Raw genomic sequence first — 12,427 nt, 5'->3', positions numbered from 1 at the left:
GAATCCAGGGCCGGCCCGCGCCCTTCGGTGAACAGCCGCCCGTCGGGCAAGCTCGTCGATGTGACCATTCGCATACCGGATAACAGCGCCGGCGCCCGGACCTCATGGCTTACCCCGGCGTAAGCAACTCCACCGAAAAGTAGGTACTTGTCCTGGTCAGGCGGCGGACCAAGACTCGGTGATGTCGAAAGAGGTCGTGAACCTCTGCGCCCCACGTCGATGATCGGAGTCGCCATGAACGAACGGGTACACGCGCCCGTGACCGTCCTCGGATTGGGTTCGATGGGGAGCGCGCTCGCCGCGGCGTTGTTCGCCGCGGGGCATCCGACCACTGTGTGGAATCGGAGCCCGGGGCGGGCAGCGGCGCTGGTGGAATCCGGTGCGGTTCAGCACCTGAGAATTGCGGACGCGGTGACAGCCGGACCGGTGATCATTTCCTGCTTCAGCACGTTCGCCGCCACCCGGACAAGCCTGGCAGAGGCAGATCTGCGCGGCCGCGACCTCATCACTCTGAACAGCGGAAGCCCTGCCGAGGCGCGCGACTTCGCGCAGTGGGCCATCGCACGGGGAGCGCGCTATCTCGGCGGTGCGATCAAGAATGTTCCCTCAGCGGTAGGAAACCCGGACACCCTGCTGTACTTCGGCGGCGACCGGGAGCTGTTCGACGAACACGCGAACACCTTGCGCGTGCTCGGCGGTGACCTCGAATTCCTCGGTCCCGAACCAGACCTCGCCGCGCTCTACGAAGCCGCCGTTGGTGCGACCCTGCTGCCTGCCCTGCTCGGGTTCCTCGAGGGCGCCGCGGTGCTCGGCACCCGAGGGCGTCAGGCGCGGACGATGGTCGGCTATTCCATCAAGTGGCTACAGATGATCGAGTCGATACTTCCGGTCATCGCGGAGGAGATCGACGACCGTGACTACACCCGCCTCGGCGCCTCGATCGAGGTATTCCACAACGCGATCGATCAGGATGAACAGATCGGCGCCGAGTCGGGAGTCGACATGTCCTGGCACGCACCGATGCACGCGATGTTGCGACAGGCGGTCGCCGACGGCAGGGGTGCACAGAGCGTCACCGCTCTCATCGAATTGCTCGCGAAGCAGTCCGGCGCGGTGGCGGCACAGTAACTGCTCGATCGTCGACCCTCGGCAGCCATCCGGGAGCGAAGCCTCACCCGAGCTGTTTGAGGTTCTTCATCGTGAATCGGGAATTGACGCGCCCGATCTTCGGGATCGTCATGACGTGCTTGCTGAGAAACGCTTCGTAAGCGTCCAGATCCTCGACGGCGACGCGCGCGAAGTAGTCAGGGGTACCGAACAGCCTGCGCAGCTCCCTGACCTCGTCGAGCCCGGTCATCGTCTCCTCGAACCGGGCGACAGTCGTCGCGTCCTGCCCTTCGAGGGTCAGATCGAGCAACACTTCGAATGATCGCCCGATCGAACCGGGGTCGATGACAGCTCGATACCCACGGATGACACCGTCGGCTTCGAGGCGCTGCACTCGGCGCAGGCATGGTCCAGGGGTGAGGCCGACCCGTCCCGCGAGCTCGACGTTGGTCAGGCGCCCGTCGACCTCCAACTCGGCGATGATTGCTCGATCCAACGAGTCCATGCATCTATATTGCTCGCTGGACCCTTAGACGCGCAATTTCTGCAACCAAAGAGCAAGCGGATTGCGGGACCATGGATTGGTGCAGCAACTCGACCTGGCGCCCGATCGCGCGGTGCCTTCCACGTCCAGGCAAGAGCAGATCACCGCGGGTATCGGCGACTCGGTGTCGGCCGGGCTCGGTATCTTCCCGCTGGGGATCGCGCTCGGCCTGCTGGTCGTCCAGGCGGGCCTGCCGTGGTGGCTGACACCGGCATTGTCGCTGGCGGCGTTCGCGGGTTCGCTGGAGTTACTGCTGGTCGGCATGGTGGCCGCGACAGCACCGCTCGTCGCGGTCGCGATCACGGTGTTCGTCGTGAACTTCCGTCATGTGTTCTATGCGTTCTCGTTTCCGATCCATCTGGTGCGCAACACATTCGCGCGTGTGTACGGCGTCTACGCAATGATCGATGAGGCCTATGCCGTCTCGGCCGCGCTGCCGCCGGGCGAGCGTTCGGGGGCGCGCCTGATCACGATGCAGGTCGCTTCGCAGGTCTACTGGGTCGGCGGCGGACTGGTCGGTGTCGCGATCGGCGCGGTGATTCCCGGGCCGATCAAGGGTCTGGAGTTCGCGTTGTGCGCGTTGTTCACCGTGCTTGCCCTCGATGCCTGCCGTTCCCGTCGCGAACTGCCGTCGGCGCTGCTCGCGGTGGGCGCCGTCGGCGGTGCACTACTCCTTGTTCCGGAAGTCGCCTTGTTCGGCGCACTCCTGACGTTCGTGGTGCTGCTCCTGGTCAGGTACCGGTTCGTTCGCCGCCGCGACTCGAAGGAGCTCGCCCATGCCTGACACCGGATATCTGCTGGCCGTGCTGGCGATCGTCTTCTCGATCACGTTCGCGCTGCGCGCCGTCCCGTTCGCTGTGCTGAAGCCGCTGCGCCGATCACATCTGGTGCGCACGCTGGCCGTGTGGATGCCCGGCGGCATTCTGGCGATCCTGGCAGCCACCTCCCTGCACACCAGCATCGACGACGACGGTGCGGCGCTGTACGCGCTGATCGCGGTGGCGGCGACCGCCGCGGTCCACCTGGGCTTCGGGCGACGCACCCTGCTCAGCGTCGGTATCGGTACCGGTGTCTACGTCGTATTGCTCAATCTGCTCTGATCGCATGAGCCCAACCCGGCCGCACCACCGCCTGGATCTCGACCCCCATCGCGCTGGTCGACGGGGAAGCCACCAGCGCCCTTGCCGACTTCGTCGCTCTCATCGACACCGCCAACGGCATCGCCGTCCGCCAGGACCCCACCAAGTGGATGTTCCCGAACGTCGACCTCTCGATCCACCTGTACCGGCAGCCGCAGGGCTCGTGGACGGGCCTCGACACGACCGTTGTCTTCGGGGAACACGGCCAGGGCCTCACGACGACCGTGCTGCACGACGTTCATGGGCCCGTCGGCCAGGCGCAACAGATCCTCACCGTCCGCCCGCTGGATGGATAACGCAGGCCCGGCCCAAACCACCGAGCCCGCGACTCGACGAGGGTGGCGGAGACTCGCCGTTGCGGCGTGTAGCCAGTCTCATGTCCCCAGGTCGTCCGGCTCGGCCTTGCCTTGACGTCGAGGGGAATGTCTAGCGTCGCCTGTGACGGCTACGAACACAGGAGATGGCGATGACACAGGACAATGTGGTGACCACGGTGACGGATGCGACGTTCGCGAATGAGGTTCTGCACTCCGAACTTCCGGTGCTGGTCGACTTCACCTCCGAGCACTGCGGCCCCTGCCGGATGATTGCCCCGGTCCTGGCGGAGGTGGCGGCGCAGACCCCGCAGTTGAAGGTGGTGACGCTCGACGTGGACGCCAACCCGGAGATCAGCGCCACCTACGGGGTGATGGCGATGCCGACCCTGATGGTGTTCCGCGGTGGTGAACAAGCGAAGCGGCTGGTCGGTGCGCGGTCCAAGCGCCGATTGCTCGACGAGATCGCCGACGTCATCTGAGATCGCGCGATGCCCAACCGGTGTGGCGGGTGTGGGCGATATCGAACAGCTCCCAGCCGTCTCGACGGCCCATGGTGCGCGTGTGTGCCATCCAGCCGGCATCGACGGCCGCGTCGAGGAATGCGCGCACCACACCGGGCTCGTTCAAGTTCAGCGAGCGTTCACCGATCCAGATGTCACCGGACGCAGACGGATAACCGTCCGCGACCTGGCGTTCACCGCCGGGCCGGAAAACCAGGGTCAGTCCGGCGACCGACCCGAATTCCCGCATCCGCAAGACCTCCTCGCACCCGTCGAGATGCTGGTGGTAGGCCTTCCACAGATACCGCCGCGCACCCACTTTCAGGACGCGACGGCGGTTGTCGCTCACTCCGCGTCCTCCAGTAACTCGCGCGGCGCGGCCTGCCGCCACGAGTCGGCGATGATCGCCTCCAGCTCCTCTCGATCGTCGAGCGCTGCCAAACGCACCCGGACCCACGCATTGCCCGCTTCATGAGAGGCGATCCAGAATTTGGCGGGTTCGGCGACAACGAGTTCGTCGCGTTCGATGATCGGGCAGCGGACCGCCATCGACGTTTCGGATTCGGGGAGGGTGAGGAAGAGCTTGCCCGCGACCCTGAAGGTGGGCATACCCCACGTGAACTGCTCCGCGGTCTTCGGTAAGGACAGGGCGAAGGTGCGGACGTCATCCCCGGTGGCACTCATGCACCGAATTCTTCCAGGTGCCACCGACAATGGCGGGCCTGCCGTCCGGCTGCGTGGCGGTCACGGTCGGCCGGCTTTCGGAGTACGACGGATGCCGAGTGACATGACCGCCGCGAGTCAGCAGAGCCCGCCCGCGAGGTACCAGGCCAGCTCGTAGCTGCCCTGGAGATCGCGGATGACGCCCGCGCCCGCGGCAGCGACGGCGACGGCGGCACCGACCTGGTGGGAGGCGAAGACCCAGCCGAAGGCGATGGGGCCGTCGGTGCCCGCGCAGCGTGTATTGACGTCCTCCCCGCCTTGAAGGCCTGGGATTCCTCCCACGGCGCTCGCGCGTCGCTCCGGTGGGTTCCTGTTTCGCTGGGGCGTGCCTTCCACTAAGCGGCTGGACTTACCGCCCCTCCGCAGGCGTTTAGCCTCTCGGCGCGTCCCGCCGCGAGGATATTGATCGCCGCGTTCAGATCGCGGTCGTGTGTGATGCCGCATGTGCACGTCCAGGTCCGCACATGCAACGGCTTCTTCCCACCCAACGCCCCGCACACCGAACACGTCTGTGTGGACGGGTAGAACCGGTCCGAAGTACCGCCCATGCCGGGTGGCCTTCTCTTCGAGCATGCAGGTGAACATCGCCCACCCGGCGTCGTGTACCGATTTCGCCAGCCTGGTGCGGGCGAGACCTTTGACGCACAGGTCCTCGACGTACACCGCTTGGTTCTCGCGGATCAACCACCTTCACCCGCCGCTTCAAAGCCGAAACCGGGATGGCGCCGGGCACCTGGGGGCTGCAACAGCGACTCCGTCATGCCCGCCATCTGTTGGAGACCACGGATTTCCCGGCCGACGAGGTGGCACGTTCGGCGGGAATGGGTACCTCGGCATCACTACGTCATCACATGCGGACCGAGTTGGGGATAGCACCGGTCGCCTACCGGAAGACATTTCGGCGGATCGGCTCCGAACCACAACTGCGCTGAGCGGCAACCGACGAACGGTCTGTCGGGTCGCACCAGTGTGATGGGCGTGGAAGACTTTCCGGCATGACGAATACCGAGTGGAGTGCGGTCGACCGGTATCTGGTGCAGGCGATGGTCGAGGACCCGGATTCGGATGTGCTGGAAGCCAATGCGGCTGCCGGCTTGCCCGCCATCGACGTCTCGCCGCCGCAGGCGAAGTTCCTGCACCTCATCGCACGGTCGATGCAGGCACGGCGGGTGCTGGAGATCGGGACGCTCGGCGGGTACAGCACTCTGTGGCTGGCCCGGGCGGTGGGTGCGCACGGGCAGGTGGTCACCATGGAGTACGAGCCGAAGCACGCCGAGGTCGCGCGGGCGAATCTGGACCGCAAGGGCGTCGGCGCCTGGGTGGACATCCGCGTCGGGGCGGCGCTGGACAGCCTGCCCGCACTCGAGCTGGAAGTCCCTGAGCCGTTCGATCTGGTGTTCATCGACGCGGACAAGGTCAACAACGCCAACTACGTGCGCTGGGCACTACGGCTGACCAGGCCCGGCTCCGTGATCATCGTCGACAACGTGGTGCGCGGCGGTCGAATCACCGACGGACAGTCCGACGACGCCGCCGTCCGCGCCAGCCGTGAAGTGCTGGAACTGATGGGCAGCGAACCGCGTTTGGATGCGACCGCGCTGCAAACCGTCGGCGCCAAGGGCTGGGACGGATTCGCCTACGCCGTCGTCATCGACTGAGGAGCAATCAGCTCGGGCTTGCCCGAACCGGTGACGAGCCAGGGCTTCTCACTCCTGGATATTCTCCGGTGGAAGACGCATTCCATCACTATGTACGGTCGGCGAAGTCTCGCGTGGTGCGGGACTCGTATCGTTCGCCGGACGGAGTCGACACGTAGTGAATCAGCGAATGACCAGAACATTGGGTGCTGTTGCCTTCGGCATTCTGGCCACGGGTTTGTTCATTCCGCAGACCGCCGCCCAGCCGGCGCCGGACCTCGCGCCGGGTGTCAGCTGCGAAGGCTTCGTCTGCACCAACACAACCAATGACACCTACCGCATCGAATGGGACGCGGTGTGTGCCAATCCCGGAACGGATGAGCCGCGAACTGTGGTGTCGAGCCGTAAATGGGTACCCCCGCACGGGCAAACGTACATGGATCTAGGGTGTCCGTTCGGCCGGATGTTGGACCATCGGGGCAGAGATTCGGACCATCATTCCCGACACTCGCACGGTAACCATGACGACCATCACGGTCGTCGAAGCGACCTCGTGCAAGGTTACGTGGTCGATGCCTACTACAAGGCAGCGTTGATCGACAACCCAGCGCCACCGCCCGCGCTGCCGACCGGCTCGGCTGGTTGATCCCGCAGGTTCGCGGTCACGTAGGTCCCGGTGGCGGATGCCCCGCCGAGCCCTCCGTGGTTATGGTGGGGGCATGGGCGTGATCGGTGAACTGTTCCCCGGCAAGAAGCTGACCGACGAAGGCAGCGGCGACAGCAATGGCGAACCGCACCGCCCGCAGCTCGATATCGATCTGAGTGCGGGCGTCATTCGATTGACCGGTGCCCCGAAGCCGGACACCGAACCGGATTCGGCCGACTGATTCAGCCCCTGACCGGAACCTCGCAGCCGTCTGGACCGCACGCATCGCCGTCGCCGACCATCTGCACGGCGGGCACGCGATCGGCCCACGCCTGATCCAACGCCTTGCTGAACAACGCAGCGGGCTGCGCCCCTGACACCCCGTACTTGCGGTCGATGACGAAGAACGGGACACCATTCGCGCCGAGCTGAGCGGCCTCCTGCTCGTCGGCACGCACATCATCGGCATACGCGGACGGATCGGCGAGCACGACGCGCACTCCCGCTTCGTCGAGTCCGGCACCGACGGCGACCTCCACCAACCGCTCGTGATCGCCGAACAGCGACCGCTCGTCGGCGAAGTTCGCCCGGTAGAACGCATCGAGCAACGCGTCCTGCACGCCGAGCGCCAGCGCGTGGTGCAGCAGCCGATGCATATCGAAGGAATTGCCGTAATCGCGGCCTTCGGTCAGGTACGGCAGACCGTACTCGGCTGCCTGCGCACCGATACCGCGCTCATTCGCCGCCGCCTGCGCCTCACTGATGCCGTACTTGCGGGCGATCTTCGCGATAACGGGACCGGACTCATCGGCGGGCAGGGTCGGATCGAGCTCGAACGAGCGGTGCACGACCTCGACATCGTCGCGGTGCGCGAACTCCGTCAACGCTTCCTCGAACCGCGCCTTGCCCAGATAACAGAACGGGCAGTTGATATCGGTCCAGATCTCAACCCGCACGGTGGTCCTCTCGTCGTCAGCTACAGTGGCGCCCCCAATGGATGGGCAACATCGTGGCTATCCGATCTGTTCCCGCAGGGTCGTGGGATGGAGCACTGTGTTCGGGCCGCAGACCGTGCGATGCACGGAAACACCCTGGCACCACTGGCCAGTGACTACCGGGCGACATCGACTGACACACAGTGGCAGCCCGTCAATTCCCTACACCCGCCACTTGCTGTTGCCCTTGGCCTGAGGAGGCGGGCGGATGGATGACGCCAGCGAATCCCCCGCGGCTCAGATCATAGGTATTCTTCTGAACAGCGTTGCCGGCATTGCCTTCGACAACGGTGACGCTGTTCCCGTTTCGCGCAACCACCATACCGATGTGGTTCTGGTGCCCCCAGACAATCAGATCGCCTGGTTGTGCAGTGGATATCTTGCCATGAAGTCCTTTTTGCCCCGCCTGTGCCCAGACTGAAGACACACTATTCTTCTGATTGCCGCGCCAGAATGACTTGGCGCTGGGTGTGATGCCCGCTTTCTCCCACAGCCATGTCGCGAAGGATGAGCACCAAGCGCCATCGCGGCCGTAGATGTCATAGATGTCGTATTCTTTTCCAGGCACATAGTTGGAACTTCCATCTTCCCGTGTGCCCACCTCGCTTATCGCGAGCGTTATCGCGTCAGCGATCGGACCCTGCCCGGTATTAGGGATCACGCTCTGCTTATTTCCAGTCCATGGCGTGCGTCCGCTCGACGCGGTGCGGTACGGCTCGCCCCCAGACGCCTGCGAATATGACCCTCCCGACGGCATGCTGATCGGGCTTCGTCCACCCATCGCGCTCGGGGAATTTCCGAGGGTCTGCTTCACATCCGGCATCGCCGCCTTGATGGCGGCGGCATCGTTCTTGATCTTGGTGTAGGCGCCGTCGACCAGGTCGTACACCTGGTCGGCGACCCGCAGCGCGATCGCGGACGTCCGGTTGGCGATGTGCGGAGGCATTTCCTCCTTGCCCTTGCTGAGGTTGGCCGCGTCCGCGAGGGCCTCCCGGAAGATTCCGACCTGCTCCATGACCTTCTTGTGGGTGCCGTTAGCGGTATCGTAAGTGCCGGTGACCGAGCCGTCGACGCTCTTGCTCTTTGCCCGCAGATCGTTCTCGATGTCCTGGAAGTCGCTCTTGCGCTCGCCATACTTCTCGACCATGACGGACTTCGCGTCGGTGCCGTCGATGTCGGAGTTGCGGAGCAGCTTGGCCTTTCGCAGACGCTCGAGCAGATCCGGTTGTCCGGATGGCTCACCGGAGGCGAACTGCAACACCTGCACCCGGATGGCCAGCTTGGCCATGTTGACGGTGGATACGAGCCCCGGCGGTGAGTTGCCAGGGGCCTGTAGATTATCGATCTGCTCGAGATCTGTCGCCAGACTCATCGCCAACACCTCCCGATAGCCTGGGTCCCATTCCCGGCGAGTAGTTAACCAGGAGCATCCGGACCCTCACTCGCCCATAACCATCAGGCCACCTGATGACAGACACCTGCGACGCCTCGAGTATCGACCATCCCCAGCTCTGGGGATGGTGGTGAACCCCACCGAGGACTACCGTCTGCCGGGCGGCCGGAGCAGGACATCGGGAAGGCTACTGTCGATCCTCCACTCTCCCCTACGTAATTTGTATGCGTGGATCTGGCAGAACGTTTGACGGAAGTGGAGCGGCGAGTCGCAGCGTTGGAGCAGGCGCGTCCGGCCACCGACGAAGTGGACGAGCAGTGGGCTGTGACTCGGTTGCGCGAGGACGACGGCGGCATAGTACTCGCCGGCGCAGGCCAGTTGCCGACCGGAGAAACCTACGAGTGGCAGGCACAATTCACTGTCGCAGACGCCATGGCCGAAGATCTCGCCGAGGCCGCCGAATGCCTTGCCGTGCTTGGTGACCCGGTGCGGCTGCGACTGCTCCGCGAAATCATCACTGGTCGCAGGACCGCCGCCGAACTCGCGGGAGTCGACGGGCTGGGCAGTTCGGCCGAGATCTACCACCACTTGCGCGCGCTCGCGGCGGTCGGCTGGCTACACACCGCCGGCCTCGGCAGGTTCGAAGTGCCCGCGCAGCGGCTGGTTCCGCTGTTGGCGGCTGTGGCAAGCACGAGGCGCTGACCGGGCGGGCCGCCACGGCGGGCAGAACACCGTCCCGGCGCGTCTCGTCGACGTTTCTGGACAGTGCGGCATATCGCTGGCAACGTAGCCGCCGGACCGTTTCACCTCAAGAAACGGATGGTGTTTTCGAGCTGTGCCAAGGAATGAATCTTCCGAAGGAGACAGGCAATGCCACGCCCGAGCTTGATTTCCCGCCTCACCACCGGCCTGGCCGCGACCGCCGCTGCCGCCATGCTGTTCACCGGTCACGCCGCGGCAGACCCGCAGACCGTCGACTGGACTGCCGCCGCGAAGCAGCTGCGCGCGGTCGCCACCGGCAACCCCGCCGCCGAGCAGGCCATGGACCGCCTCCTGAGCGAACCGGAGCGCCTCGACGCCGCCGGCGAGGTGGCCCTGCCTGCGCAGCCGTTCCAGATTCCCGCCCAATCCGATATCGGCCGCGGTGGCGGCGCGGGCGTCTACGGCTCCGGAGTCGCGCTCGGCATCGACGGATTCCGCTTCGGCTTCTTCGGCGGACCGGGCACGATCGCCCCGAACCAGACGGGCGCCAAGCTCGAGGTGATCTGGCTGAACCTGGCCAGCGGGCGCAGCGGCACCGAAGTGCTGACCGAGCACAATGACATCCCGGTCGACACCACGATCCGCTCGCGCGCGGTCGACCCCGGCCCTGGCATGACCGTGGCCGCCATTTACGGCACCCTGTGGCATCGCTGGTCGGTCCCGGTCAGCGATCAGCACCCGGACGGGTTCGAGTACAAGCTGGGCACCATCTCCTTCCCGTCGCTGGGAGCGGTTGTCAATTGACAGCTCTCGCTCACCGACAACGGGCGCGTTCTGTGAGGTCACAGGCGCGCCCGTTGTCATCTGGGGGTTTACCGACACGACGGACATAGAGTCCGATATGTCGGCTTCACCTGTGACCTGTCACACTTTCACTGCTACGGTAAGCATCCGATATGCCCGTTCGATTTCGCTAGGTCGAGTACCGACGCGAGAGGTTTGTGGAGGTGTTCGTGGTGAATCTGGCGCATACGCTGGAGGCTGTCAAAGCGCTGGGGGTGCTGCGCTCGCGTGGAGTCAGTGATCCCAAAGCGCCGCTGGAAACCCTGAAGACCATGAAGGAGACGCGGGTCTACGGCCCGCACGCCGCCCTGGTCCGGCACTCGGCCCGTATCGCTCCCGAGCAGGTCGCCCTCGCCGACGAGCGCGGTGAGCTCACCTACCGCGAACTCGACGAACAGTCGACCGCGGTCGCGCGAGGCCTGCAGGCCGCTGGACTGACCGAAGGCATGGTCGTCGGCGTACTCGCGCGCGATCATCGCGGGCTGATCCTGGCCGAGGTGGCCGCCGCCAAGCTCGGCGTGCGGATCGCGCTGATGAACACCGGCTTCGCCAAACCGCAGTTCGCCGAGGTCTGCGAACGCGAGAAAGTCAAGGCGGTGCTGCACGACAGCGAATTCCTCGGTCTGCTCGATGCCCTGCCCGCGGACCTGCCGCGCTTCCTCACCTGGGTCGATGAGGGCACCGCGCTGCCCGAAGGCGCGACGACCTTCGACGATCTGATCGCCGCGAACTCCACCGAGCCACTGCCCGCCCCGAGCAAGCCCGGCGGCTTCATCATCCTGACCAGCGGCACCACCGGCCTACCCAAGGGCGCACCGCGCACCAAGGTGACGCCGATGGCGACCGCGCAGTTCGTCGACCGGGTGCCGTTCCCGCGGCGCGGGACGATGGTCATCGTGTCGCCGCTGTTCCACAGCACCGGCCTCGGTACCTGGCTGGTCGGCACGGTCCTCACCAACAAGATCGTGATGCGGCGCCGTTTCGATGCCGAGGCGACGCTGAAAATGATTTCCGATCACAAGGCCGAGATGCTGGTCGCGGTGCCGACCATGCTGCACCGGATGACCGAATTGCCCGCCGACGTGCGCGCCAAGTACGACCTGTCGTCACTGAAGGTGATCCTGCTTGCGGGCTCCGCGCTGGCGCCGGAGCTGTGCATCCGGGCCACCGAGGTGTTCGGCCCTGTGCTCTACAACCTGTACGGCTCGACCGAGGTCGCGATCGCCACCATCGCCACCCCCGCCGAACTCGCGGAGGCGCCCGGCACCGTCGGCCGCCCGCCGATCACCTGCGAAGTACGGCTGTTCGACGACAACGATCAGCGGGTGCTCGACAAGAACGTCACCGCACGCATTTTCGTGCGCAGTGGCGCGCCGTTCGAGGGCTATACCGACGGCAGGCACAAGCAGATCATCGACGGTTACATGTCCAGCGGCGATGTCGGTCATTTCAACGACGCGGGCCTGTTGATGGTGGACGGCCGCGACGACGACATGATCGTCTCCGGTGGCGAGAACGTCTTCCCGCAGGAGGTCGAGCAACTGCTGCTGGAGCGCGAGGACATCTTCGACGCGGCCGTGGTCGGCGTCGACGATGTCGAGTTCGGTAAGCGCCTGCGCGCCTTCGTCGTTCCCGAGCCGGGCCACACCCCTGACGCCGAGCAGATCAAGACCTTCGTCAAGGAAAACCTGGCCCGTTACAAGGTGCCGCGCGAAGTGGTGTTCCTCGACGATCTGCCCCGTAACCCGACCGGCAAACTGCTGCGCCGGGTCCTGGTGGAGTACCAGGTCGAGCAGTAATCGCATGCGCTGATGCCGGGGTCGAGGTGGACATCGACCCCGGCATCGGCGTTCCTGAGACGAGCGCCACTACTCGCCAGTA

The 12,427-nt window shown here is 65.3% G+C and carries 17 protein-coding genes and 2 pseudogenes; 12 read left to right on the top strand and 7 right to left on the bottom strand.

The window, feature by feature from the left end; translation table 11 throughout:
* Nucleotides 1–234: 234 nt before the first annotated feature.
* Complete coding sequence (locus GV792_RS14250; RefSeq protein ID WP_163824578.1) at nt 235–1,128, top strand: NAD(P)-dependent oxidoreductase; 894 nt, start codon at nt 235–237, stop codon at nt 1,126–1,128.
* Between the two features lie 43 nt (nt 1,129–1,171).
* On the opposite strand, the gene GV792_RS14245 is transcribed toward GV792_RS14250, so the two are convergent.
* Entirely contained in the window at nt 1,172–1,612 is a 441-nt protein-coding gene (locus GV792_RS14245; RefSeq protein WP_163824577.1) for an Lrp/AsnC family transcriptional regulator, read from the bottom strand.
* A gap of 79 nt (nt 1,613–1,691) precedes the next feature.
* On the opposite strand from GV792_RS14245, the gene GV792_RS14240 reads away from it, so the two are divergent.
* The 4 genes and pseudogenes from GV792_RS14240 to trxA all read left to right on the top strand — a co-directional run bounded on the left by GV792_RS14240 (nt 1,692) and on the right by trxA (nt 3,586).
* Nucleotides 1,692–2,435: an AzlC family ABC transporter permease gene (locus GV792_RS14240; RefSeq protein ID WP_309139109.1), complete on the top strand. Its 744-nt coding sequence runs from the start codon at nt 1,692–1,694 to the stop codon at nt 2,433–2,435.
* A complete protein-coding gene (locus GV792_RS14235) occupies nt 2,428–2,751 on the top strand; it encodes a branched-chain amino acid transporter permease (RefSeq protein ID WP_163824576.1) in 324 nt (107 codons plus the stop codon). Before GV792_RS14240 ends, GV792_RS14235 begins: the two co-directional genes overlap by 8 nt.
* 26 nt (nt 2,752–2,777) lie before the next feature.
* A pseudogene (locus tag GV792_RS14230) lies at nt 2,778–3,086 on the top strand (thioesterase family protein); the annotation flags it as partial.
* A gap of 170 nt (nt 3,087–3,256) precedes the next feature.
* Complete coding sequence (gene trxA / locus GV792_RS14225) at nt 3,257–3,586, top strand: thioredoxin (RefSeq protein ID WP_175584363.1); 330 nt, start codon at nt 3,257–3,259, stop codon at nt 3,584–3,586.
* On the opposite strand, the gene GV792_RS14220 is transcribed toward trxA, so the two are convergent.
* From GV792_RS14220 to GV792_RS29605, 4 genes and pseudogenes are all read right to left on the bottom strand, one after another.
* Nucleotides 3,579–3,956: a hypothetical protein gene (locus GV792_RS14220; RefSeq protein WP_163824575.1), complete on the bottom strand. Its 378-nt coding sequence runs from the start codon at nt 3,954–3,956 to the stop codon at nt 3,579–3,581. The genes trxA and GV792_RS14220 overlap by 8 nt on opposite strands.
* Entirely contained in the window at nt 3,953–4,291 is a 339-nt protein-coding gene (locus tag GV792_RS14215) for an MmcQ/YjbR family DNA-binding protein (protein WP_163824574.1), read from the bottom strand. Before GV792_RS14215 ends, GV792_RS14220 begins: the two co-directional genes overlap by 4 nt.
* A gap of 117 nt (nt 4,292–4,408) precedes the next feature.
* A pseudogene (locus GV792_RS14210) lies at nt 4,409–4,558 on the bottom strand (MFS transporter); the annotation flags it as partial.
* A gap of 107 nt (nt 4,559–4,665) precedes the next feature.
* On the bottom strand, nt 4,666–4,878 hold the full coding sequence (locus GV792_RS29605; RefSeq protein ID WP_256668543.1) for a transposase: 213 nt from the start codon (nt 4,876–4,878) through the stop codon (nt 4,666–4,668).
* A 171-nt stretch (nt 4,879–5,049) separates the two neighbouring features.
* On the opposite strand from GV792_RS29605, the gene GV792_RS14200 reads away from it, so the two are divergent.
* From GV792_RS14200 to GV792_RS29065, 4 genes are all read left to right on the top strand, one after another.
* Entirely contained in the window at nt 5,050–5,262 is a 213-nt protein-coding gene (locus GV792_RS14200; protein ID WP_163824573.1) for a helix-turn-helix domain-containing protein, read from the top strand.
* 63 nt (nt 5,263–5,325) lie between these two features.
* On the top strand, nt 5,326–5,988 hold the full coding sequence (locus tag GV792_RS14195; RefSeq protein WP_163824572.1) for an O-methyltransferase: 663 nt from the start codon (nt 5,326–5,328) through the stop codon (nt 5,986–5,988).
* A 217-nt stretch (nt 5,989–6,205) separates the two neighbouring features.
* On the top strand, nt 6,206–6,613 hold the full coding sequence (locus GV792_RS14190; protein ID WP_163824571.1) for a hypothetical protein: 408 nt from the start codon (nt 6,206–6,208) through the stop codon (nt 6,611–6,613).
* Between the two features lie 73 nt (nt 6,614–6,686).
* Nucleotides 6,687–6,854 carry a hypothetical protein gene (locus GV792_RS29065; RefSeq protein ID WP_175582991.1) on the top strand — a complete coding sequence of 56 codons (168 nt, stop codon included), beginning with the start codon at nt 6,687–6,689 and terminating at the stop codon, nt 6,852–6,854.
* Between the two features lies 1 nt (nt 6,855).
* On the opposite strand, the gene GV792_RS14185 is transcribed toward GV792_RS29065, so the two are convergent.
* Nucleotides 6,856–7,569 carry a DsbA family oxidoreductase gene (locus GV792_RS14185; RefSeq protein WP_163824570.1) on the bottom strand — a complete coding sequence of 238 codons (714 nt, stop codon included), beginning with the start codon at nt 7,567–7,569 and terminating at the stop codon, nt 6,856–6,858.
* Between the two features lie 193 nt (nt 7,570–7,762).
* Entirely contained in the window at nt 7,763–8,980 is a 1,218-nt protein-coding gene (locus GV792_RS14180; RefSeq protein ID WP_163824569.1) for a CHAP domain-containing protein, read from the bottom strand.
* 249 nt (nt 8,981–9,229) lie between these two features.
* Here GV792_RS14180 and GV792_RS14175 point away from each other — a divergent pair, with 249 nt between their 5' ends.
* The 3 genes from GV792_RS14175 (at nt 9,230) to GV792_RS14165 (ending at nt 12,345) form a co-directional block, all read left to right on the top strand.
* Entirely contained in the window at nt 9,230–9,703 is a 474-nt protein-coding gene (locus GV792_RS14175; RefSeq protein ID WP_163824568.1) for an ArsR/SmtB family transcription factor, read from the top strand.
* Nucleotides 9,704–9,871: 168 nt separating this feature from the next.
* Complete coding sequence (locus GV792_RS14170; protein WP_163824567.1) at nt 9,872–10,507, top strand: hypothetical protein; 636 nt, start codon at nt 9,872–9,874, stop codon at nt 10,505–10,507.
* Between the two features lie 212 nt (nt 10,508–10,719).
* Nucleotides 10,720–12,345: an acyl-CoA synthetase gene (locus GV792_RS14165; RefSeq protein WP_178124427.1), complete on the top strand. Its 1,626-nt coding sequence runs from the start codon at nt 10,720–10,722 to the stop codon at nt 12,343–12,345.
* The last annotated feature ends 82 nt before the right edge of the window (nt 12,346–12,427 follow it).

This window comes from Nocardia cyriacigeorgica (genome assembly GCF_010868145.1).
Lineage (GTDB): Bacteria > Actinomycetota > Actinomycetes > Mycobacteriales > Mycobacteriaceae > Nocardia > Nocardia cyriacigeorgica_D.
Note: the sequence above shows the minus strand (reverse complement) of the source record. Positions and strands in the feature narration are given on the sequence as shown.

What these genes read in the sequence shown, in the direction of transcription:
- GV792_RS14250 (WP_163824578.1), top strand. Translation starts at nt 235, where the DNA reads ATGAACGAACGGGTACACGCGCCCGTGACCGTCCTCGGATTGGGTTCG.
- GV792_RS14245 (WP_163824577.1), bottom strand. Translation starts at nt 1,612, where the DNA reads ATGGACTCGTTGGATCGAGCAATCATCGCCGAGTTGGAGGTCGACGGG.
- GV792_RS14235 (WP_163824576.1), top strand. Translation starts at nt 2,428, where the DNA reads ATGCCTGACACCGGATATCTGCTGGCCGTGCTGGCGATCGTCTTCTCG.
- trxA (WP_175584363.1), top strand. Translation starts at nt 3,257, where the DNA reads ATGACACAGGACAATGTGGTGACCACGGTGACGGATGCGACGTTCGCG.
- GV792_RS14215 (WP_163824574.1), bottom strand. Translation starts at nt 4,291, where the DNA reads ATGAGTGCCACCGGGGATGACGTCCGCACCTTCGCCCTGTCCTTACCG.
- GV792_RS29605 (WP_256668543.1), bottom strand. Translation starts at nt 4,878, where the DNA reads ATGGGCGGTACTTCGGACCGGTTCTACCCGTCCACACAGACGTGTTCG.
- GV792_RS14200 (WP_163824573.1), top strand. Translation starts at nt 5,050, where the DNA reads ATGGCGCCGGGCACCTGGGGGCTGCAACAGCGACTCCGTCATGCCCGC.
- GV792_RS14195 (WP_163824572.1), top strand. Translation starts at nt 5,326, where the DNA reads ATGACGAATACCGAGTGGAGTGCGGTCGACCGGTATCTGGTGCAGGCG.
- GV792_RS29065 (WP_175582991.1), top strand. Translation starts at nt 6,687, where the DNA reads ATGGGCGTGATCGGTGAACTGTTCCCCGGCAAGAAGCTGACCGACGAA.
- GV792_RS14180 (WP_163824569.1), bottom strand. Translation starts at nt 8,980, where the DNA reads ATGAGTCTGGCGACAGATCTCGAGCAGATCGATAATCTACAGGCCCCT.
- GV792_RS14170 (WP_163824567.1), top strand. Translation starts at nt 9,872, where the DNA reads ATGCCACGCCCGAGCTTGATTTCCCGCCTCACCACCGGCCTGGCCGCG.